At 53.5% G+C, this 21,454-nt stretch carries 17 protein-coding genes; 3 read left to right on the top strand and 14 right to left on the bottom strand.

Features of this window, described 5'->3' with window-relative positions:
- Positions 1-69: 69 nt before the first annotated feature.
- The 9 genes from D3791_RS15345 to D3791_RS15305 all read right to left on the bottom strand — a co-directional run bounded on the left by D3791_RS15345 (position 70) and on the right by D3791_RS15305 (position 11,647).
- The gene (locus D3791_RS15345; RefSeq protein ID WP_172512713.1) at positions 70-3,612 is read right to left on the bottom strand and encodes a CDP-glycerol glycerophosphotransferase family protein; all 3,543 of its coding nucleotides are present in this window, start codon (positions 3,610-3,612) and stop codon (positions 70-72) included.
- 295 nt (positions 3,613-3,907) lie between these two features.
- Positions 3,908-5,182, bottom strand: a complete 1,275-nt coding sequence (locus D3791_RS15340) for a CDP-glycerol glycerophosphotransferase family protein (protein ID WP_172512712.1) — start codon at positions 5,180-5,182, stop codon at positions 3,908-3,910.
- A gap of 49 nt (positions 5,183-5,231) precedes the next feature.
- On the bottom strand, positions 5,232-5,693 hold the full coding sequence (locus D3791_RS15335) for an FAD synthase family protein (RefSeq protein ID WP_022876671.1): 462 nt from the start codon (positions 5,691-5,693) through the stop codon (positions 5,232-5,234).
- Positions 5,694-5,932: 239 nt separating this feature from the next.
- Positions 5,933-6,823: a glycosyltransferase family 2 protein gene (locus tag D3791_RS15330; protein WP_172512711.1), complete on the bottom strand. Its 891-nt coding sequence runs from the start codon at positions 6,821-6,823 to the stop codon at positions 5,933-5,935.
- Positions 6,824-6,863: 40 nt separating this feature from the next.
- Positions 6,864-7,685: a CDP-alcohol phosphatidyltransferase family protein gene (locus tag D3791_RS15325; protein ID WP_061952292.1), complete on the bottom strand. Its 822-nt coding sequence runs from the start codon at positions 7,683-7,685 to the stop codon at positions 6,864-6,866.
- A complete protein-coding gene (locus D3791_RS15320; protein WP_172512710.1) occupies positions 7,682-8,719 on the bottom strand; it encodes a glycosyltransferase family 2 protein in 1,038 nt (345 codons plus the stop codon). The genes D3791_RS15325 and D3791_RS15320 overlap by 4 nt, the downstream gene beginning before the upstream one ends.
- Before the next feature lie 7 nt (positions 8,720-8,726).
- Entirely contained in the window at positions 8,727-9,446 is a 720-nt protein-coding gene (locus D3791_RS15315; protein ID WP_052165317.1) for an ABC transporter ATP-binding protein, read from the bottom strand.
- Positions 9,447-9,594: 148 nt separating this feature from the next.
- Positions 9,595-10,443 (bottom strand): ABC transporter permease, encoded by an 849-nt coding sequence (locus tag D3791_RS15310; RefSeq protein WP_022876676.1) that lies wholly within the window; start codon positions 10,441-10,443, stop codon positions 9,595-9,597.
- A 136-nt stretch (positions 10,444-10,579) separates the two neighbouring features.
- On the bottom strand, positions 10,580-11,647 hold the full coding sequence (locus D3791_RS15305) for an LCP family protein (RefSeq protein WP_172512709.1): 1,068 nt from the start codon (positions 11,645-11,647) through the stop codon (positions 10,580-10,582).
- A 1,529-nt stretch (positions 11,648-13,176) separates the two neighbouring features.
- Here D3791_RS15305 and D3791_RS15300 point away from each other — a divergent pair.
- Positions 13,177-13,968 (top strand): SGNH/GDSL hydrolase family protein, encoded by a 792-nt coding sequence (locus D3791_RS15300; RefSeq protein WP_172512708.1) that lies wholly within the window; start codon positions 13,177-13,179, stop codon positions 13,966-13,968.
- Positions 13,969-14,160: 192 nt separating this feature from the next.
- Here D3791_RS15300 and galU read toward each other — a convergent pair whose 3' ends face one another.
- Together galU and coaD are read right to left on the bottom strand one after the other, a co-directional pair.
- A complete protein-coding gene (gene galU / locus D3791_RS15295) occupies positions 14,161-15,060 on the bottom strand; it encodes a UTP--glucose-1-phosphate uridylyltransferase GalU (protein ID WP_172512707.1) in 900 nt (299 codons plus the stop codon).
- A 93-nt stretch (positions 15,061-15,153) separates the two neighbouring features.
- Positions 15,154-15,621, bottom strand: coding sequence for a pantetheine-phosphate adenylyltransferase (coaD, locus tag D3791_RS15290; protein WP_172512706.1), 468 nt, complete (start codon positions 15,619-15,621; stop codon positions 15,154-15,156).
- Between the two features lie 112 nt (positions 15,622-15,733).
- On the opposite strand from coaD, the gene D3791_RS15285 reads away from it, so the two are divergent.
- On the top strand, positions 15,734-16,945 hold the full coding sequence (locus tag D3791_RS15285) for an aminotransferase class I/II-fold pyridoxal phosphate-dependent enzyme (protein WP_172512705.1): 1,212 nt from the start codon (positions 15,734-15,736) through the stop codon (positions 16,943-16,945).
- A complete protein-coding gene (locus D3791_RS15280; protein WP_172512704.1) occupies positions 16,942-17,724 on the top strand; it encodes a spermidine synthase in 783 nt (260 codons plus the stop codon). Before D3791_RS15285 ends, D3791_RS15280 begins: the two co-directional genes overlap by 4 nt.
- Here D3791_RS15280 and rsmD read toward each other — a convergent pair.
- Genes rsmD through D3791_RS15265 form a run of 3 tightly spaced genes read right to left on the bottom strand, consistent with a single transcriptional unit; the run spans position 17,695 to position 21,447 of the window.
- Positions 17,695-18,285 carry a 16S rRNA (guanine(966)-N(2))-methyltransferase RsmD gene (rsmD, locus tag D3791_RS15275; RefSeq protein ID WP_172512703.1) on the bottom strand — a complete coding sequence of 197 codons (591 nt, stop codon included), beginning with the start codon at positions 18,283-18,285 and terminating at the stop codon, positions 17,695-17,697. The two genes, D3791_RS15280 and rsmD, sit on opposite strands and share 30 nt — an antisense overlap.
- A gap of 14 nt (positions 18,286-18,299) precedes the next feature.
- Positions 18,300-20,441 carry an ATP-dependent DNA helicase RecG gene (locus tag D3791_RS15270; RefSeq protein WP_246242158.1) on the bottom strand — a complete coding sequence of 714 codons (2,142 nt, stop codon included), beginning with the start codon at positions 20,439-20,441 and terminating at the stop codon, positions 18,300-18,302.
- A gap of 37 nt (positions 20,442-20,478) precedes the next feature.
- Positions 20,479-21,447, bottom strand: a complete 969-nt coding sequence (locus tag D3791_RS15265; RefSeq protein WP_022876686.1) for a DAK2 domain-containing protein — start codon at positions 21,445-21,447, stop codon at positions 20,479-20,481.
- Positions 21,448-21,454 lie beyond the last annotated feature (7 nt).

The raw sequence follows: 21,454 nt of genomic DNA, 5'->3' as shown, positions 1-21,454 counted from the left end.
GAAAGAGATGCGGCGCCGGACCGGCAAATTGGTCCGACACCACATCATCGGAACATCGAAGCGTTGTTCCTATTTGAAGAATCGCTCTACGACCCGCCGCGCGGCGTTTCCGTCGTCATGCGGAGCATATTTCTGGATGAAGTCTTCACGGTCCACTCCCGGCAACTCTTCACCAGTTAGAGCTGCCGACAAAGTATCCCAAAGGTCGCCTTCTTCTTCGACAATCGGACCAGGCAGGGCGCTTTCGTAATCCAAATAGAATCCACGTAGATTATCTCGATAGTTTTCAAGGTCGTACGCATAGAAGATAATCGGCCGACGCAGCAGAGAATAATCGAAGAACACAGACGAATAATCCGTGATCAAGACATCAGAAGCCAGATAAAGTTCCTGAATATCCGGATGGCTCGATACATCCATGATCCGATGGCTCAGATGTTCGGGAATAGATACTGCGTTTGATACCAGGACATGCATGCGCAGCATCAGGACAGTATCCTGCCCGAAGCGACGGTCAAATTCTTCCAAGTCCATCGGCAGGTCGAATCTGAATTTGCCGCGAGTCGAAGCAGCGTCGTCTCGGAAGGTCGGCGCATACAAGACCGTTTTGACACCAGGCGGGATCGCCAATTCTTCCCTGACGCGCTGCTCATGCTCAGCAACACCACTGCCCGTCAAGATGTCATTTCGCGGATACCCAAGCTCCACGGCTTCCCCGGAGAATGCATAGGCGGATCGCATGATCTCGCTGGTGTACCCGGATGGCGAAATAAGATGTGACCACTGACGAGTCGCACGTGTGACGCGTTCCAGATAACCTTCATCACGTCCGTGAACCTCCCGAATATCGAGAGCCATCTGCTTCAAAGGAGTTCCGTGCCACGTTTGAAGGAAAATGCCCTTGGCGCGGCGCTTCACATAATGCGGGAAGCTCTGGTTGTTGACCCAGTACTTTGCCCGGGCCAGGTACCAGAAGTACTCTGGTGACAATCGTTTGACAGTCGTCGTTAGCGGGTCCGTGAAACGATGCTTTCCGGAGTAGACCCACACCTTGCGTCGGGTATCCCCTTGGCGCAGCAGCTCCTCGTAAATGTAACGTGGCGAGTCCCCATACTGGCGCCCCAAGCCTGACTCAAAAACGATCAGGTCTTCATCCATGGGAGCAAGCTTGTACAACTTGAACAGCTTGCGCATGACATCAAAGTAGCGCTTGTTGCGGCGGAACTTGTTTTTCAGTTTGACCGGCAATTCAGCGCGCCAACCGACATTAGGTTTACGGCGAAGTTCAGCCTGTTCGATTTCTTCGGTAATACGACGCGAATTCTCCCGGTCTCGATGAGTCATGAACAGGTCAGCGCGGGCTCGGTAGACGTCTTCCATTGTCTTGCCGCGCTGCAAAGTCTTCGCCAAATCCGACAACAAGGTTCCGCTGTCGAAGGCAATGCGGCCGGGCAGTTCATCATCCAAATTCAGGTGCGAACCGTTTCGTCCTAGGAAACGCGCGCGGTCAAACTGGTAGTAGTGCACCGGCTTGTGCAGGAAACTGAAATCAAAGTTCACTGACGAGTAGTCAGTGATCATGATGGCAGCAGTCTTGATCAGTTCTTGAACGTCGACTTCACCTTGGACGATCAACCGTGTCGGGGCCCCGGCGAAGTGGTCACGGAACTGCATCATGTTCGGATGAAGGCAGAAAACGACTTCCAAGCCATGCGCTTTCACAAGAGCTTCAAGTTCGGCAGAGTTCAGCAGATTCTTCCACTGTTCAAGGTAGTCAGATTCTAAGAAGACTTCTTCGTTCTGCAGCCAGTCGCGCCATGTTGGAATGATGAGCAACATGTTCTCGTTGAGTGCAAGGTCCTGGGCAAGCAAAGAATCAAATCGGGATAGGCCCGTAACTTTGACTTCCTCCGGTGAATAAAGGAAGTCATTAACGATGTACTGCTTTTCCCGCTCGGACGAAACCATGAATAGGTCGGTGGCAAACCCTGGTGAGTTCTTGCCGTAGTTAGGAACCATCCATTTAGTCCCCATGACACCATGCTGCAAAAATACTCGCGTTGCTCGACAACGCGAAGAGAAACTCTGATGTCTCGTAGGGTAAAGATAGTCGGCATGGTGGGTGCCAACGAATCGCTCTGCACGAATGGCTAGCTCAAAATGCTCTTTGCTGCCATGGAAAACAACGTGATCCATGGTCTCGAAATTACGCAAATCGGGCGCATTTTCATCGATAACATAATAGGCATCAATATCCGCGCGGTTCTTGCGAAGGTACTTGAACAGGTGAAGCCCGTTGTCCTGGGCTTTGTAGGACAATTCGCCGACGATCCATATCGGTTTTGAATCTGCAGGCCGGCTCAGCGGGAAACTATGTTGCTGAGTGCCGGAGAGCACCGCGAATGCTTCCTTGTCGAAAACTTCCAAAATCAGAGAAGTTGATTTGGCCTTGAACGTGAAATAAGGAGAAATCGCGAGGGTCTTATCGCCCACAGTGACGTCACCCGCGCGCGTCGTATTGCGCACAGCAAACGGAGTGCGGGTCACTCTCAATCGGGTCGCCTCGCCAGCGGACTCTGAAGTCGCCAACAGGTAAAGATCGTAGTTGTCGCCTCGGTCTATTTTTTGCCAGTCCACAGTAGCAAAATCAATTGACGCAGACCACGTATAGATGGCACGACCAAATCGCTTGGCAATCAGTTTTTGATTCAGCACAAGCTTGACTGGAGCTTCTACCTGGAACTCGGACTTACGTCCCACGAGTTGCAGCGTAACTGATGACGCACGGTCGCTTTGAGTTTCTAGCACTCCCCCCAACGACAGCTTGCCTCCACTGACCTGAGTAATGTCAGTGCGAATTCGGTACTTGAACTTCATCGAGCGGTTTAGCGCGAGCGCCGCTTCCGCTTTCTTGTTGATGTATACGCCGACGCTGCGTTCGTCAGAAGAATAGACTGAGCTGTGCTCCAGATTGGTCGAAGCAAATCGCCCCATGATGCGATGAGCGATCACTGGGCCTTCCAGGACCAGCTCGCCAGAATCGATTAGTTGCCGGACTTCGCGTCGACGGAACAGCTGCCCGCCTTCGGTTATTTGCACCCATGCAATACCCGAAGGCAGTTCATAGAAATTGGAGGTGAACGTTTGGGCAATTCGAACTGTGCCCGAATAAACGTTATCTTCCAGCGTGACTTCGTTATCGTCTGCTTCGTCTGATTCGGCTCCGTCTGCGTCAGCTTCGTCCGTGTCAGTTTCGATAAATTCTTCTGCGGCGCTTGCGGAAAGTGCCTCACGATATTCATGCCACTGGTCGAGAAGCGATTCCAAAGAAATCTCAGCTTGCACCCGGTGCGCCACACCATTTTTCATCGTGACTGCTCGAGAAGAAATGGGTGCGACAGAAGTGACTATATGGCGGCCATGGAGGATGGAAATCAACTGGATTTCGTGTGCGACGCAGGCTTCAATCTGCAACGTGTCTTCTTGAATCCCGAGATTCAGCTCTTGATTACCGTCGTAATAGCGGTACTTCTTGCGCTTCAACCGTTCATCACGCAGTGTCTGCATTGCAGATTGCGCGAAGTTTTGCATCGATCGAATTTCAACTGCCACAAAAAGTCCTTCAGAAGATATCTGTTCTTCCAGACTTCAGTTCCGGAAAACAGCATAGAGTTCGCGTACAAACCACATAGATCAGGCCCTAGCAAAACTTTGGGACAGATACCAGCCCATGTGATCCACTGAACAAGATTACCCCTTCCGGGAATTCAAGTCAGTTTTGAACCGCCGACGGCAAACTGCAAATATCCTGAGGGCCAAAAATGCATCAGGCGCGCATGTATTCGTGAGCACTCATTAATGCACTCCCGCAATGGAGCTCTAAGTAGGTCAGAGCCCCAAAGCCAAATCAGCTGTGCCAACCACGGAAGTTTTGCAGCTTCGCCTGCCGATTTGCAATTAGTTCCTGAACTACATCCTGGAACTGCTTAGTCGAGTCGCCCCGGACAAGATCCCCAAAATAGAACTGACGCATCTTCAAGCGTTGTTCCCTGTAGTTGTCATGAGTCAACGCATCGGCCAGCAGACTTCCAACGTTTTCAACACTGTCTTCGTCGACTACCTGGCATGCCTGTGCGATCGGGGCATCGCGATGAAGAATCTCTCGGTTGGTTCGACGATCGGAGATGACCAAAGGATTACCGGGGTGAAGATACAGGTAGTCCAGACCCACACTCGAAACATCGGTAATCAACGCGTCCGTCGACTCGAACATGGCCAAGATATTGCCCTGTTCCGAAATCACATGGTCTGCACCGGCGTCGTTAGCGGACTCGAGCAGTTCCTTGATGCGGGCGTTCGCGTCCGCAACACCTGGAGTGTTGCTGGATTCAATACGCGGATGCGGTTTATAGATGATTCGCCATGCAGGGTTTGCCAGCAATGCTTCGATGATAGCTACGCCATACTTATCGAGCGACGTATAGTTGTTGTCCTCATTTTCGCCTTCCCAAGTAGGCGCATACATGACATCCAATCTGTCGCTAGGCAGGAGTTCTAGCTCAAATTCGATGTCCAGCTGAGGACGTCCAGTGACAAGCAGCTTGCTCAAGTCGAAATCAATCAACATGGTCTCGTGGCGCTTGATCGCCGCCGGCCCCGCGACAAATACCTTGTCGTAAGCTTTGGCCTTATTTGAAACCATCGAAAGCTTGTCGCTTTCGCCATGATTTACGTGGACATGCACCAATCGCGGATGGTCCAAAGACTGGAAGTTGCTCCGCGAATTATTGACATAGATCACCAGTTTCAGATCATTGTCGTCGTACACATCCATCAAATCAGAGAAACGGCGTACGAATATCTTCGGCAGGTCAGTGAGATTTCCTGCTGCTTTGAAAGCACTGAGCGTTCGGAAGACCAGCAGGACCTCTTCCTTCTCATGCAGTTCTTCGAGAACAGGCAACCACTGGGCCACTTGATAGATCTTGTCTGCGCCGTCGCCAAAGTACACTGCAACAGAACCTGGCAACGGAACATTGGATACCCCAACGTTGGCGCCCGCTGGTCGATTCACGAAGCCCATTGCTCGTGTCAGACGTTTTGCTTCCGGACGTTGGCCGAACTTTCGTAAAACTCCTTTGACACTCGCCTTGACCGAACTGGTGATGTATTCGCTAGACATGAGATCTTTCAATGACGTGTTTCGACTGGTTTAGAGAGTGGAGCTTTGCTTAGCTCAGTTCTTTCACGATTTGGCTCAACGTGTCCAGGGTGCTCTTGAGCGACTGGACATGACGTTCGTCAAATTCACTCAGAACACGCTTCATCTCAGTGGTCGAGATACCTGAAGTGCGTGGCAGGTAAACAACCTCGACCTCATCGCCCAGATCATCGAACTTGCCTTTCCAGTCCTCGCCAATGCCGAAGACCTTGGCATCATACTTCTTGATGTCCAGGCGCTTCTGCTCCCAGTTCTCTTCTGGAATAGCCAGGTCCACGTACTCGATGGCCTGAACGATTTCACGGCGCTGCTCAAATGGAACAACAGGTTTCTTGCCCTTGATGGCGTTGAACTCATCGGTGGAAACGCCGACGATCAGACGATCGCCCTTCGCCTTCAGTCGCTTCAAGATATTGAGGTGGCCAATATGGAACAAATCAAAAGTTCCATAGGTCAAAACCGTCTTAGTCATTTGCAAATCCTCCTGCTGATTCGAGTTCCGGCATACGCACCCTGATCACGATTGATGGAGCATAAGAGCCAGAACCTGCATTGCTTCACTGATACCAGTCAATTATCGCGCTAAGTAGTCAGTTCGCGTTAATCTTTAGTTCACTTAACAATTACCCTAGCGGTCATCATCCGAGTTGAGTAAACCAACACCCAAATCCATCACGTTTTACCGCTCAATCCAATGTGAGATTCATCGGCCTAGATAATTGGCGGACGACCTGACAGCGTCATTCGCAGCAGAGTGATCCAACGAAGCTTGGAACGTGGCTCCTGGTACCAAGGGCTGCCCTTCCAACCGGCTTTCCAACCGGCGAGATATTGGTTGACCGCGTTCGGTTTTTTGCGCATTCGCAGACATTCAATCAGCATCCAGGTAGTTGGATAGATCCAAGTGAATGGTGCCGGCAAGTTCCTGCGAGCCAACCACACACGGTTGCGGGCGTTCAATCGATAGAACTCTTCATGCCTGCGAGGATCAACCACGGGATGGCCGATGCGCATATCGCCTGCATACCAAACGTACGTTCCGGTGTCCCAGATTCGCCAAGCAAGCTCGATGCCTTCGTGGGCGTACCAGAACCCACCAGCCCAGCCGCCGGTGGAGTCGAAAAGCTCACGGGTTGTCACCAGGCACGTCTCGCCTACGTGGAAGACGCGGCTAGGCTCCTCCGCGGTGCGCTTCTTCAAGCGGGGAATCCAACGTGTTGGATTCTGATCACTGTGTTCAGGGTCGGTAATCCGAGGCTGGAGCAAACCCATCCGCGGATACTTCTTAAAACGCTGGACAGCCGTGATCAGGAAATCATCATCAAGGAACCAGGAATCATCATCGAGGAAGCATAGGTACTCACCCTCGACCTGGGCAACGCCAGCGTTTCTGCCCGCTGGGATGCCGAGGTTTTCTGGCAAGAAATGTGTCTTGATCCCGGCCGGGATATCTGTGGGGTCCCAGCCGTTGCCAACGACTACAGCGTTGATGCTGACATCTCGTTGTGCCAGTAAGGAATCCAAAGCTCGTCGCAGTTCCACCGGACGGTTACCCATGGTCAATACGACAACGCCGATTGTTGGAGCGAGTCGATTATCCATGCTCAGCCCTTTCCGTTTGTTTTTGTGCGAGAGCGCGAAATCACGCTTTCAGCCGCGACGACACCATATTCGATAAGAAGTGTCCGATATTTACCAGTACGCACGCTGGCAGCAGAATCCAGATCATCCACTTTTCAGCCACACCTGGCATGCCAGCGACCGCTGAGATGATGGAGCACAGCAGAATGAGAAGACTCAATTCCACCGCATGGAGCAGCCTGTGGAATGGGAGGAAACGCGCCATCGCACGTAGCTTTCCAATGAAGGTTGCCGTCGAAACAGCCCGTGCGGCCGCAGTGTCCGGAAGCTTGGACAGCCCTGCCATGCCTCGAGCCGCGTGGACCATCAAGGACTGTGAACGATTCAGCACCAGCAACACCGACAAGCAGGCGCCCATGAACAAGGTAGGCCATGCCTGGCTACTCAGCGCCCCGTCCACCGAGAGTTCCTTGAATACCCGGTAACCCAGCGCAATCGGAATCAGCGCTTCAGTGGTGTGGTGGCCGACCATGTCGATGAAAATGCCACGAGGCGATTGCGAAGCACGCCATCGGGCGACTTCGCCGTCGGAGCAATCGAAGTACAGCTGCACCTGCGAAAGGACAACGGCGAGAATCGGTCCCCAAATGCCAGGAATCAGCAGAGCCAGCGACATGCACCAACCGGCTAGGATCATCAGGCCAGTAACCCCGTTGGCGGTGATCCTGGTCCTGACCAAAATTGCGGTCAGATAAATGGAGATATGCCGAAGGTACAGTTCCGCGGTCCAGTGTTCCGCATTTTTTCGAGCTTTAACCTCTGGTGGCTGGCAAACGGCCCTGAGCTGGTCCAGCGTTGGATTCTTGGGACGATCTACAGTCACTTGACCCGGCCCTTATCCAGGGTTCCAGCCGCCCCGAAGATCCTGCCCTTGAGGTAGCCAGCGGCCCACGGCAGGTGAATGGATTGGAATGCGCCTGCGGTCAGGAGCTTCTCCTTGATTCCCTCGCCCTTCGAAGTCAATCCAGCAGCCACGGTGGCGGCAACGTAGACCAAGGGTGCGGAGGCCGCCACATTGATCAGCGCCTGCACCGGACGTGGCGCGTGATTCCGCGTGAATGGAGCCACGGCCAAGGCAACAGAGCCGAGGCTTACGCCCGCGAGAAGCAACGGCGGAATGTCGTGTCTCAGGGACTTGCCTTCCGGGAAGCGTCGCGCGATCTCACCGCGCCATGTGCCAGAAGCGTAGGACTGCCGGGCCAAGGCCTTGAAAGTATCTCGCGGGTAGTACCCGACCTTCAGTTCTGGATCGAACCAGACCTTGTGGCCGGCCTGGCGGATCCTCAGGCAAAGTTCCCAGTCCTGGGCGCGCCACATGTTCTCGTCGTAGAACCCGACTTCGTCGAAGACCTCGCGGCGGAAGATTCCCAGATATGCGGATTCCGCTTCTCCCTCGGGTGCACCCGAGTGGTAGGCCGGTCCGCCAAAACCGAACTTGGAATGATATGCCGCCGCAATAGCTCGCTGCACTGGCGTGCGGCCACGAGCGTCCATGAGCCCGCCGACGTCGTGGGCGCCAACGCGGTACAGGGTCTCCACGCCACGGCGGGTGTAATTCGAGGGAAGTTCGCTGTGCGCATCAACACGCATGATGATTGGATGAATCGACTCTTTGATCGCCAAGTTCAGCGCGATCGGGGTACGGCCCTTGGGGTTATCGACAAGCGTGATGCGAGCATCTTCGTCGGCCAAACGGCGCGCAACAACATCAGTGTTGTCGGTACTCGGGCCGAGGGCAATGACCAGTTCTTTCTCACCGTCATAATCCTGAGTGAGGATCGAGTTGACAGCCTCTTCCAGGTAGTCGGCCTCGTTCAGCACTGGCATGACGTAGGATACGCCGGGAAATTCAGTCATTCGTCTCTTACTTCTTGTGCTGCTGGTAGGCCTTGATCACGGTATCCGGATCGCCGTCCATTTTCTGGACGCCCTTTTCAATCCAAATGCAACGATTGCAAGTTTCTTTGATCGAGTTCATCGAGTGCGACACCAAGAACACGGTTCCGGCGTTCTCTCGAATTTCGCGGATCTTGGCTTCACTGCGCTTGCGGAACTTCGCGTCACCCACGGCCAAAGCCTCATCCACAATGAGAATGTCGTGCTCTTTGGACGCGGCGATGGCGAATTTAAGTCGCGCGGCCATACCGGACGAATAGGTTTTCATTGGAAGGTCAATGAATTCTTCCAGCTCAGCGAACTTGGTGATCTCTTCACGCATCTGTTCGACTTGCTCGCGGTTGTACCCTAGGGCCAAACCGCCCAAGGTGATGTTCTTGTCTCCCGAGAGGTCCGGAATCAGAGCTGCGCCAACGCCCAGAAGGCTGGGACGTGAACGTGCATACACAGAGCCGGCAGCTGGCGGAGTCAGACCGGTGATGGCTCGCAACAGAGTCGATTTACCGGAACCGTTGGAACCGATGATGCCAATGGATTCGTTTTCGTAGGCGACAAAGGAGATACCCTTCAACGCATGAACCGTACGAACGCCTCGCATCTTTGGCTGCAAGAGCCTGCGGGCACCGGCATTGCCGACCGCCTTGCCACTGGAGAACACCTGGTATTTGACATGCAGGTTATCCACCATGACTACGGGCGTGCGGGATTCGTCAACGGTCAACGTTGATGTCTTGATATCTTCCGGCTGGACAACATCGATGAAAGAAGTGTCGTCAGAGAAGATCGGGGCTGGTTCGTACTCGGGGTGTAGCCCCGGGTTGATTAGATCATCAAAACTAATTGGCACGGCCGTAACGCTCCTCAGCCTTCCAGAAGTAAATAAGTCCTACGACAAGAATCGCGACAGACCAAACAGTCACAACGAGCCATGCCATCGGATCGTATTCAGCGTTGTCCATGATCATCGCTCGGGCGAGTTGCAACGTCTGATACAGCGGATGGAATTCGAAGACAGTGACTAGCCAAGGCCAGTGGCTAAGAATGCGATCAACGCTGAACAGTACACCCGAAGTGTAGAAAAGCATGCGAGAGATCAGAGGAAGGATTTGAGTGAAATCTCGAACGTGAACAGTGATGCGGGCACAGATGAGAGCAACACCCATGTTGAACACACTGAAAATCGCGATCAACGGGATGATGCCAAACCACGACCATTTCGGTGTAGTACCCAGAATCATGGAGTAAATAAACATGACACCCACCATTGGCATCAAGGTCAGAAGGTTCTGGGTGATCTGAGCTACCGGCAGGCTTAAACGCGGAAATGACAACGATTGAACCAAGGCAGAGTTGCCAGTAATCGACTTGGCTCCGCCATTCATTGAGCTGGTGAAGAACTCGAAAAGGAACACGCCAATGACCACGAAAACCGGGAAATCAGCTGCTTTCTTGTCACCCTGCAAAACGCCAAAAATGACGCCGTACATGATGGCATTCATAGTTGGCTTCAGAACCACCCAGATCATGCCGAGTCGGTTCTGCTGGTTCTGCTTCTGGACTCGCGCCTTCGCTAGTTCATAAATGAACTCGCGACGTTCCCAAGTTTGCCGTAGATAGTCGCCCAACGACGGACGCGCGCCAACGCGGTCCAAGCCGAACTTGTCGGCCTCCTCTGCAACTGCCATGCTCAAAGGTCCTCATTCTCGAATGCTAACTGTCGCTTTGTTAGTAAGCACAGATGTTCAAAGTCTAGTAGATAGGATCTGACATCCATGTGATTCAGTAGCCGGTTCTACGCTTTTGTCACACCGATCACAGGAATTACTCTGTTTCGGGAGGATTCTCTTTCAGATACTGTGCCATCGTGTCTGTTTGCAGTGCTTCGCCGATTTGCGCAACCGCTAATTCGCTCGGGAGCTCGATGGACTGCCCGTCAGCACTCACCGAGGTGCCGGCTGTAGGCATGGTAAACATTGCCATATTTTGCGTATCAACGTTCTTCAACTGCATGCCTAGCCCCACGAGGGTTGCTGCGTCGAAGTCTTCGTCAAACGTCAGGTATGGCGAAACGGTATCCACGATGTCATATAGCTTGACTGGGTTAGTGAGAGTGTCCGAGGAAAGAAGTTTATTGGCTGCAGCAGCGATGAATTTCCGTTGATTAGCCACGCGCTGGTAGTCGCCGTTGCTGAAGGATTTGCGCTCGCGAACAAATCGCAGCGCGCGATCCCCTTCGAGATTGACGTTTCCAGCTGGATAAAAATAATCCGTGTCATGCGCGGTGAACGGAATGTCATTGTCCACCGTGACGCCGCCGAGTGCAGTTGACAGTTCCTTGAATCCTTCAAAATCGACCATGGCGACATGGTCGATTTTCGTTTCGAAGAGTCCCTCGACAGTTCGCATCAGCAATGGCACTCCGCCGTACGATACTGCGGCGTTGAGTTTATTCTTGCCGTATCCCGGAATGTCGACGTACATGTCGCGGACCATCGACATGACGTACACCTGGGAGCGGTCTTCCGGAATATGGACCAGCATCATGGAGTCGCTACGCTGCTCAACAGCGCCATTGAGTGCAGCTGACCCGTCGCTGTCATCAGCGGCATGGTCTACGCCGAGCATCAGGATATTCATCGACTTGTCATCTGGGTCCTTGACAGGCCGCGCCTCTTGGTCAGCGTCCGAGAACCCGAGAGCCAAGGAATTGGATTTTGAGTTGAACTGGCGCTGCAGATCAAACACAAAGTATCCGGCCCCGAGCACGCAAATTAGCAAGGCTGCGACCACCGCAACGAGTACGTTCCGCGTTCGCTTCTTCTTCCGCTCTACTACGTTCCGCGCGCTCCTCGACGCAAATACGATTTCTTGAGGTTCGTCGTGTTTCAAATCATCTCCACCCGGGCTACCAAAACTGAAGCAACCGGACAGGCCGAGAGACTTCACGCAAAGGAAAAGCTTACATAAGGTACTTGTGATTATCCTGAGTACATTGACTTCTAAATAGAGTGAGAAACACCACTCGCTTTCATCGCCCTCTGTTTATTCGAATTCATTCCATCATTGAAAAAGTCAATTAATTCAATTCTTTCATCAGAGGACGCTCATCAAATGAGCACCCAGAGGAACTAGCGGAACGGTCAACTGAAGAGTCACACGCAACCATGCAGGAGTACATGCAACAATTGCCGGAATGCAAAGAGTTGGGCGTACTCCTACATGGCTAAGCGCACGCGGTTCCACGGCAAGATCGTTTCCCGAATTGACCACAGGAACGAATCACTGCGGAAGCTTGGGAAATTCCAACTCCATGAACCGTGCACATGATCTCGGCCGGTGAAAATTCACAATAGTCTTCGCACTTTTTCTCTAGCACTTGGATATGATCTTCAGAAACAACTGTTTCTCCCAAATTCCACATTCTCTCCAGTGAAGAGTGCCATGAAATCTGCCTGTCCCTTCTACAGTCAATCACTGAGAATATCGTCCGCCCTAATCTCCGGCGTACTGCTAGTCAGCGGATGCAGTGGAGCCCAGAAAGATGCTGACGGGACAACGACCACTGAGCATGGAGCCGGAGATTCGCAAGCGGGAACGTTGTACTAATTCGACAAAGTCCATGTTGAAGGCCCCGGCGAACAGACACCGTTCTCGACTATAGAAACTCCGGTAACGGTCCATCTTTCAGATGACCTTAAAGGAGCAGCCCCACCAAAGGCCGAATTTTCAGTAGACCGCTACACGGTGAGCGCCAAAGCCATTAGGGAACGGCTTTGCCGAGTAGACATCGAGATTGAGTACGCACCTTGGGGGTAAAGAAAACATCAAGGATGTTCGTGAACCGTTTGGGGAGACAGAACAAGAGAACCTGGTCTATTCACTTGTCGTGAATGAAGATCTAGCGCGAAACGTCCGAGAAGTAGGCAGCCTGCCGGACCACGACCGAATCGCCGAAGATGCCACCTGCATCACGACGGTCTCCTCCTAGTTTGCATTTGTTAAGGAATGCTCAGAAACCTCCGACGATGAATTGCTCGTTTTGGGTTTCTCATATCCCGATGAGAACCGTAGCTTGGAGACTTTTGCGGTCGCGCGGATTGCCTTCATGAAAGATTCAGCGGACTCATCCACAATCCGCACTTTGGTTCAGGGCGACGCCAGCGCGTACAGAGATTCTGATGGTTCCTGGCACCAGCGATAGAAGCTACGTTCATGATTCACATCTAGTTCTGAACCGCGAGAGTACCGGATTCCAACCTCTGCCCGCTTATTGATTCGCTCCGCGGCGGAAGCGACTTGTCATGTTCAGGCACGCACACGCTTTCCAGAATTGAATTTTGCATTCAATAGCGATGAGATTCACGTCTAACCTTAAGCAGTCAGCCACGAAGTTAGCAGTCTGTCCCGATAAACTTTGAATGATCGATAAACACCGTGACACGTTACTGCAGAGCCAGAACGTGCGTAACGCATATGGGGACAACAGAATGTCATTGCGACAAAAGATCACAATCACACTCGTACTGATCGTCGTGGTCGCCGTGGCCTTGGTTCCTGCAATCCAGGGCATCATCTCATCGAACAGCCAGGCTGCAGAAACTCCCCCGAGCGCGGCTCCTGAAGAACCCGCGACAGGAAACAATTTCGACCGGGTGTTGTTCGCAGGCGATTCGATCAGTGTCGGTCGGGACGCTCACCTGCTCCCAGAGAGCTTCCGGGCGATTACCTCACGACATCTCAAAGCCGCCGGGACTGAATCGATCACAACTATCGCCAAATCGGGCGCGAAGTTGAATTACATCGCCCACAGAAAGAGCCTGCCCAAGGATTTGGATTTGGCCATCATCGAGCTGGGGACAAACGATGCTGGCGGCAACACTCCCACTGATACCTTCCGCAAGGAATACCAGAACTACCTCAAACGAATCCGCTCCGTTTCGCCATCCGTACATTTCGTCTGCTTAGGTGTCTGGTACCGGCCGGAAACTCAAATCGCACAAGATCTAGACACAGTTATCCAACAAACGTGCGAAGCAAATAGCGGTACCTTCGTGTCACTGTCAGATCTTTATTCGAATGCAAAGAACCGCGGCCCCCGCGGGATGCAAACGTGGAAAGGTAAATCTGATTTGTTCCACCCGAATACAGCTGGGCACCTGGCGATAGCCAAGCGCTTGCTCCAAGAGTTGTCATTGCCTGCAACCAGCTAAAAAAGTTCAGCGTCCGGTGCCTCACGGAGTCGAACGCAAAATTCGAATACACCCGTTCGCACTAAATTATGGCGAATACAGACTAGGGCCTCGGTGTCCCCGCATAGCGGGGGCACCGAGGCCCTAGTTATCTCAAGCTTCAGCTAGCAAACGACGGCCGTTGGATGGGCTGTCAAAGCTGGCAAGAAGTGATTAGTCGTCCAACCCTGCGACGAACTCCTTGAGCCAGGTCTTCAAACCGACACCGAGGTCTTCATGGTCAACCGCCAAGGTGATGTTGGCCTGCAGGTAGCTCAGCTTGTCACCGGTGTCGTAGCGGCGGCCACGGAACACAACTGCGTGCACACCCGATCCTTCGCCCTCAGCGGCTGCCAGCACCTGCAAGGCATCGGTCAACTGGATTTCGTTGCCGCGGCCCGGCGCGGTGTGCTCCAGGACTTCGAAAACTCGCGGGTGAAGCAAGTAGCGGCCGATGACAGCCAAGTTGCTTGGTGCTTCATCGACTGCTGGCTTTTCAACCAAGCCATTAACCTTGACGTATTCTTCGCCTTCGACTGCCGAAACGTCTGCGCAACCATAGGCACTGATCTGCTCTGGCTCTACTTCCATCAACGCGATCACCGAGCCACCGGTTTTCTGCTGTACTTCTGCCATCACGGACAGCAGTTCGTCGCGCTCATCGATGAGGTCATCACCAAGCAATACGGCAAACGGCTCGTCGCCCACGTGCTGCTTTGCGCATAGAACTGCGTGGCCCAAGCCCTTTGGATCGCCCTGGCGGACGTAGTGGATGTCGCCGAGGTGAGTGGCCTCGTGAATTGCGTCCAGCTTCTTCTTATCACCCTTGGCCTCAAGCGAGTACTCCAGCGAAGGAACACGGTCGAAGTGATCTTCGAGGGCCCGCTTGCTGCGGCCGGTAACCATGAGCAAGTCAGTGAAGCCAGCCTTGACGGCTTCGGAGACGACGTACTGGATTGCCGGCTTATCGACAACCGGCAGCATCTCTTTCGGCATGGCCTTGGTCGCTGGCAAGAATCGGGTTCCGAGTCCTGCTGCAGGAATGACTGCCTTGGTGATGGCACGTTGATTCATTTTAGGAAAACCGTCCAAGTAAGTGAGAGTGATCTTTCAAGGGTCTAATCTTATATCTACCCTGTGTAATTACAAACTTCATGAAAATTGCGATTAGCGAAGCAGCCTCTTCATGACAGCCCGCGGGAAGTATTCCGCCACGTCGCCTCCCAATGACTGCACTTCCTTCAGAAGTGAAGATGACAGATGGGTAAAACGGGTATCCGCTTGCAGGAAGACTGTCTCGACACCCGTCAGGTGACGGTTCATTGTGGCCATCGGGATTTCGTAGGCATAGTCAACGGTGCTTCGAAGCCCCTTGACGATCGCTTCAGCGCCGTGTTCCTTGCAGAAATCCGCCAGCAATCCTTGACCCATTGGAATTGCAGTGACTCCTCGCAATCCGCCCACGGTTTCTTCCACCATCGCTACTCGCTCGTCTTCGCTAAAGCGATACTTCTTCGAGTAGTTCGTGGATACGGCAACGATCACCTCGTCAAAAAGGCTGGCTGCACGCGCGATAATTTCAACGTGACCGTTGTGAATCGGGTCAAAGGAACCGGGGCATACTGCTCTTCGCATGAACCGAATCTATCAAGAACTCGCGTCAATTGTTGGAACTTCGGTGAATGTCCCGTAACGATTCCTCGACTCAACGGACAACATTTTATGAGCGCACGTCCATAATGAACTTATGAGCAACTCCATGACTCCTTGGCAGAGAACTGCCCACGGCGCAAATTTGTTGGACGCTTCTGGCCAGCCTGGGGTGACCATCTTTGAAGAGATTACCGCCCTTGCCAACAAGCATGAAGCCATCAACTTGGGCCAGGGTTTTCCGGACACAGAGGGACCTGCCGAAATACGCCAAATCGCTGTTGACGCAATTTTGTCAGGGGCAAATCAATACGCTCCGGGTTCAGGAATCTTGGAATTGCGTCAAGCGATCTCAGATCATCAGAAGCGCTTCTATTCTCTAGACATTGACCCCAACAACGAAGTAGTGGTCTCAACCGGCGCGACAGAAGCCATCGCATCAGCGCTACTAGCCTTCCTTGAACCGGGCGATGAAGTAGTCACCTTTGAGCCCTTCTATGATTCATACGCGGCGATGATCGGGTTGACTAATGCGCAACATAAAGTCGTTCAGCTCAAGGCTCCGAACTTCGAGCCGAGTGTCAATGAATTGCGACAGGCAATCACGCACAATACGCGCGTCATCCTGATCAATAATCCCCACAACCCTACGGGAACGGTGTTCTCGACTTCTATTCTCAATGAAGTCATTGCCCTGGCCCATCAGCATGACTGCATTATCGTTGCGGACGAAGTTTATGAACATCTGACATTCGGAACGAAACATGTGCCTATTGCTAGTATGCCTGGCGGATTTGAACGAACGATCACCATCTCGTCCGCAGGAAAGTCGTTTTCATTTACCGGTTGGAAAGTAGGTTGGGCTACAGGTCCGCAGAACTTGATCACCGCGATTCGCACGGTGAAGCAGTTCTTGACCTACTCTTCAGGACCGGCTTTCCAGCCAGCAGTGGCCAAGGCACTAAACCTGCCAGAGTCATTCTTCACAGGCTTCGCATCATCTTTGGTGCAGGGAGCAAATATTCTCGCTGACGGACTCGAAAATGCTGGCATTCCAGTCATACGCCCCAAAGGAACGTATTTCCTGGTTGCCGACATTAACGGTTTCAAGCACAACGACGCTATCGAGGTCGCGCGCATGATGCCACAGGAGGTTGGAGTGGCAGCCATCCCGATGTCAGTCTTTGTGCATCCACAGAATGCTTCCAGCTACCAGGGGTTGCTGCGCTTCGCTTTCTGCAAGAAGCCCGAAGTCCTGAGAGATGCGGTTGGAAAACTGCAACAGCTCCCGGAGGTCTTGAATCGATGAACGGAAAACCAGCGAAGCGATGGTTGGGATTCGTCCAGGCGCACGCCTCCATCTACGATGATGACTTGATTCCGGGCTCAAAAATTCTTGCCATTGGCGACGCCCCTCAGTCGCATGTGAATCTGGCCCATCCGGAAGAAGTCTTCTACGAGTACCTTGCCCGCATTGCGAATCATCTGCAGGTGTTGCGCACTCCTGAAAAACCGCTCAAGATGCTTCATCTGGGAGCCGGCGCATTGACGTTGGCCCGTTGGGCTAGCGTTGTCTATCCAGGCAGCAAGCATGTTGCCGTTGACATTGAACGAGAACTTCTTGACTTTGTATTGACCCAGCTGCCGCTGCCTTCAGGCTGCAATCTCACTCCAGTCGTAGCTGATGCACGATCAGTCTTGGCTGAAGAACTGGCCGGAGAAAAATTCGATGCAATCGTACTCGACATCTTCTCCGGGCCTGAAGCGCCAGAACACCTCACTACGCCGGAGTATTACACCGAGCTCAGGGAGTCGCTGACGGAGGATGGGCTGCTGTTCGTCAACATTGGCGACGATCCCCCGCTGCGCTTCACCAAGTCACAAGTCGCCGCTGCACGTTCGGCTTTCGATTTCGTGATGCTCAGTTCAACACCAGAGATGTTTACAGCCCGGTACCCAGGCAACCTCATCCTCACTGCTTCGAAGAAGCAGGTCCCCGAGGAACTGGTTGACCGTTGCCAAGCGGCTGGGCCTTATCCCGCGGAAGTCCGTTCTGGCTTAGACCTCGACAGGTTCAGCAAACCATAAGTGGGTTTCTCCGTACTTCTTGTCGGAGAAATTCACCAACTCATTGGGCCACGAAGGTTCCGGAGAGCGGCTGGAACGCTCGACCATTACCGTCGCGTCCTCGGCCAGGACTTTTGAGATTTTCTGCAAGGTTGTCGCGAGCTCATCTTCGGTCAGCGGATATGGCGGATCCAGTAGAACCAGGTCGAAGGTGCGGTTTGGCAGTCCGGTAGCAGCGTTCACGTAGCTATCCAGGACTGAGTCCACCGAACCACGCTGCACCGATACCGTTGAAGTTTTCAAAACCTTGTTGACCAGGGCCGCATTCTGCTGGCAAACGCTTGCGGCTTTGGGGGCTTTTTCAACGAGGACGACTTGACGGGCTCCCCGACTCGCGGATTCAATGCCCAGTGCTCCTGAACCGGCAAAGAGGTCCAAAACACGGGCGCCGGCGAGAAGGTCCCAGCTCTCAAGTCGCGAAAAAAGTGCTTCTTTCACACGATCTGTGGTTGGTCGAGTCGCATCCCCGGGAACTGATTTCAGTGGCTGGCCGCCAGCGGCGCCGGCAATAATTCGGCTCATTTCAGCCTTTCCTGCTAGTTCTTGTTCAAAAATTCTTTAGTTGATTCATCGGCCCATGCTCCGGCGATCTGAACGAGACGCGGATATTTCTCGTGCCAGTGCGGCACTTTCATGAGGACATCAACATTGCTCCGGGATTGCTCAATAAGTGAGCGGTCCTTGATAATACTCAGCTCTTTGAGCGATGACTGGCTACCGGACTGCTGGACACCCAAGATGTTTCCTTCTCGCCGCTCCGCCAAGTCCGCTTCCGCCAGTTCAAATCCGTCCATCGTCGACTCGATGGTCTTGAGCCGCGTTACCGAAGGATGGTCGGCATCAAGCCAGGTCGTCATCAGACAGGTGCCAGGCAATCCACCACGCCCCACACGGCCGCGCAACTGGTGCAACTGGGATATCCCGAATCTCTCAGCGTCCATGATGACCATCAGAGTTGCGTTGTGCACGTCAACACCAACCTCGATAACCGTTGTGGAGACAAGTACATCAATTTCGCCGCGGGCAAATGAATCCATGACATCTTGCTTCTGCGCCGAATCAAGCTGCGAGTGCAAAGCCTCGGTATGGATCGAAGCGAATTCGGGCATGCCCGCGAGCAGTTCCGTCATTGCCTCAACGCTCATCGTTTGGCCGGAAGGCTCCTCATAAGTCGAGAGAAGCACGCCTTGTTCAGCCGCTGTATCCGTAATTCGCGGGCAAACAACATAAACCTGATGCCCTTTGGAGACCTCTTCGGTGATCCGCGAAAACAGGCGGTCACGATATCCGGCCAGCTGCATGGGAACGATGTGGGTTTGAATTGGCGCTCGGCCGGCCGGCAGGCGCTTGATAGTCGAAGTATCCAGGTCACCGAAGACGGTCATCGCGACCGTCCTGGGAATCGGGGTCGCGGTCATCACCAACGTGTGCGGAAGGGCTGCACCCGATTTTGCGCGGAGGGCATCACGTTGTTCCACGCCGAATCGGTGCTGCTCATCAACGACGACCAGGCCAAGCTCGGCAAATTGAACTTGATCGCTCAACAGCGCATGCGTGCCGATTATCAGACCGGTTTCACCGCTGGCGATTCCCAGCAGCGCTTCGCGACGTTGAGCGGTTTTTGCCGAACCGGTCAGCAACGCGATGCCGGTGCCTTCGCCCTCACCGAATAGTCCGGGCTCCCCCAACTTTCCGAGCATTTTCTTGATAGAACTGAAATGCTGGGCCGCGAGCACTTCGGTTGGCGCCAAGAGCGCGGCTTGTCCCCCCGCGTCGATTACCTGCAGGATGGCGCGCAGGGCGACGATCGTCTTGCCCGAACCGACCTCGCCCTGCAGCAAGCGATGCATCGGGTGGGCCTGCGCCAAGTCAGAGGAAATCTGCTCCCCTACTTGCAGCTGATCTTCGGTCAGCTCAAACGGCAATTGATTATCGAATTTTTCAGCCAACCGACCCGCGATGCGCGGACGGGCGATGGCCTGCTGTGTGCCCAGTTGGCGGCTTCTTTCAGCAAGCGATAGCTGGAGAATGAAGGCTTCTTCAAAGGCAAAACGCTGTCTTGCGATATAGGCTTTCTTGATTTCGCGGGGTACGTGTCGTTCAAGAAATGCTCTGTGGCGTTCTGGATAGCGATGCGAACGAAGGATCTCTTCAGGAAGGAACTCCGGCAGATTGTCTTCTGACAAGTGCGGGATGAGAAGTCCCATCAAGTCCCGGATTCGCTTGTTCGGCATCTTCGCCGACGCAGGATAGATCGGAATAGGCCGAGGATCAGCTTGCGAGGCTTCGTCAAGGACCGCGTAATCAGGCTGGCTCAGTTGCAGGTGGTCCTGATACCACCCGACTTTTCCGCTGAACATGGCAATTGTTCCAACGGTCAAGTCTGTGCGAGCTTGATATCCGTTGAAGAACGTCATTTTCAATTCTTGACCGCCGGAACTCAACTCATCGCTGACGGTGACTTCGAAAATGAATCCACGACGTGAGTGCATTTGCCGCTGACTGACGTTGACTACCTGTGCGACAACCGTGACGTGTTCATCAAAGGGAAGTTCGGCAATGGGCGTGAGCTCGCCGACTTCAACGTATCGACGAGGAAAATGCCAGAGAAAGTCCCCAACGGTTTTGTATCCAAAGGCTTTCTCAAGAGCTTGGGCGTTCTTGTTGCCCAAGTACATGGCCAGCTCGGATTCTTCAAACAAAACGGGGCTTGGATCAGTCATCGTGGGTGCAAAGGTCGGTTACGCTGACGTTCACCGGATCGCCATATTTGCCAATCAGATCCAGGGCTGGTTGCGCTTCGTCCACGTGGACATGTACTCGCCAGCGATAGGTGTCTTCCTCCAGCTGATTCACCGGAGACATGATCACCGAATTGCCCATGGAATCTAGCTGTCCCCTTAGGGTTGCAGCTCCCAGGGCATCGAGGGAAACGGTGCACATCACTTCAACGCCGGACTCTGCCTCGCGGTTGAGATGTACATGGGGGTCTTGGATCTTGTAGCCGTGGAATGACTCATAGGAGTCAAAGTCGGTTTCGTCATTCCTGATGGCGGCACAGAGTTCATCAATGATGATCAGCATGCCCACGGCACCGGCATCGACAACGCCGGCTTCTAGCAGTGGCGCCAGTTCGGTTTCTGTACCTTGGACTGCCAGCTGTGCTGCCTGTTTCATTTGAACCAGGACGGTATCGAGCGCTGCTCGGCTCTCGTAGTCGTTTTTTATGTGGGCCAGGGTTGAACTGGCGGCCAAGGCAATCGCGTTGATGACCGACAGCATGGTGCCTTCTACCGGTTCACTCAACGCGGACCAAGAGCGGACCTTAGCTCGTTCCAGTCCTTGGGCAAGCAAGGGTGCTGTCAGCCGTTCTTGCCCGGTCCAAGGTTCGCTCAGACCACTGAGGAAGACGGCGAACAGGGTGCCTGAGTTGCCGCGCGCCGACTCCATGGAGGAACGCGCGGCAATCTCAAGGAAGCCACCAATATCGTCGCTTTCCAACTCGCTGACCGCGTCATGACCCGCCCGCGCGGTGAGATAGAGATTGCTCCCTGTATCGCCGTCGGCTACCGGAAAAACATTGATGGCATTAAGCCGGTCAGAGTGATTCCCGAGACTCTTCACACTCCGCGCAAGCCATTCTTTGATGGCGCGCACGGAAGTATCGAGTTTTTGGGGGGTCATGGAAAGT

Origin of the sequence: Glutamicibacter mishrai, assembly GCF_012221945.1 — a bacterium.
GTDB lineage: Bacteria > Actinomycetota > Actinomycetes > Actinomycetales > Micrococcaceae > Glutamicibacter > Glutamicibacter mishrai.
Note: the sequence above shows the minus strand (reverse complement) of the source record. Positions and strands in the feature narration are given on the sequence as shown.

Bases quoted from the DNA above. Each gene is read 5' to 3' on its own strand.
- D3791_RS15330 (WP_172512711.1), bottom strand. From the start codon at position 6,823: ATGGATAATCGACTCGCTCCAACAATCGGCGTTGTCGTATTGACCATG.
- D3791_RS15285 (WP_172512705.1), top strand. From the start codon at position 15,734: ATGAGCAACTCCATGACTCCTTGGCAGAGAACTGCCCACGGCGCAAAT.
- D3791_RS15320 (WP_172512710.1), bottom strand. From the start codon at position 8,719: ATGACTGAATTTCCCGGCGTATCCTACGTCATGCCAGTGCTGAACGAG.
- rsmD (WP_172512703.1), bottom strand. From the start codon at position 18,285: ATGAGCCGAATTATTGCCGGCGCCGCTGGCGGCCAGCCACTGAAATCA.
- coaD (WP_172512706.1), bottom strand. From the start codon at position 15,621: ATGCGAAGAGCAGTATGCCCCGGTTCCTTTGACCCGATTCACAACGGT.
- D3791_RS15270 (WP_246242158.1), bottom strand. From the start codon at position 20,441: ATGTACTTGGGCAACAAGAACGCCCAAGCTCTTGAGAAAGCCTTTGGA.
- D3791_RS15310 (WP_022876676.1), bottom strand. From the start codon at position 10,443: ATGGCAGTTGCAGAGGAGGCCGACAAGTTCGGCTTGGACCGCGTTGGC.
- D3791_RS15300 (WP_172512708.1), top strand. From the start codon at position 13,177: ATGATCGATAAACACCGTGACACGTTACTGCAGAGCCAGAACGTGCGT.
- D3791_RS15280 (WP_172512704.1), top strand. From the start codon at position 16,942: ATGAACGGAAAACCAGCGAAGCGATGGTTGGGATTCGTCCAGGCGCAC.
- D3791_RS15265 (WP_022876686.1), bottom strand. From the start codon at position 21,447: ATGACCCCCCAAAAACTCGATACTTCCGTGCGCGCCATCAAAGAATGG.
- D3791_RS15335 (WP_022876671.1), bottom strand. From the start codon at position 5,693: ATGACTAAGACGGTTTTGACCTATGGAACTTTTGATTTGTTCCATATT.
- D3791_RS15340 (WP_172512712.1), bottom strand. From the start codon at position 5,182: ATGTCTAGCGAATACATCACCAGTTCGGTCAAGGCGAGTGTCAAAGGA.
- galU (WP_172512707.1), bottom strand. From the start codon at position 15,060: ATGAATCAACGTGCCATCACCAAGGCAGTCATTCCTGCAGCAGGACTC.
- D3791_RS15315 (WP_052165317.1), bottom strand. From the start codon at position 9,446: ATGGTGGATAACCTGCATGTCAAATACCAGGTGTTCTCCAGTGGCAAG.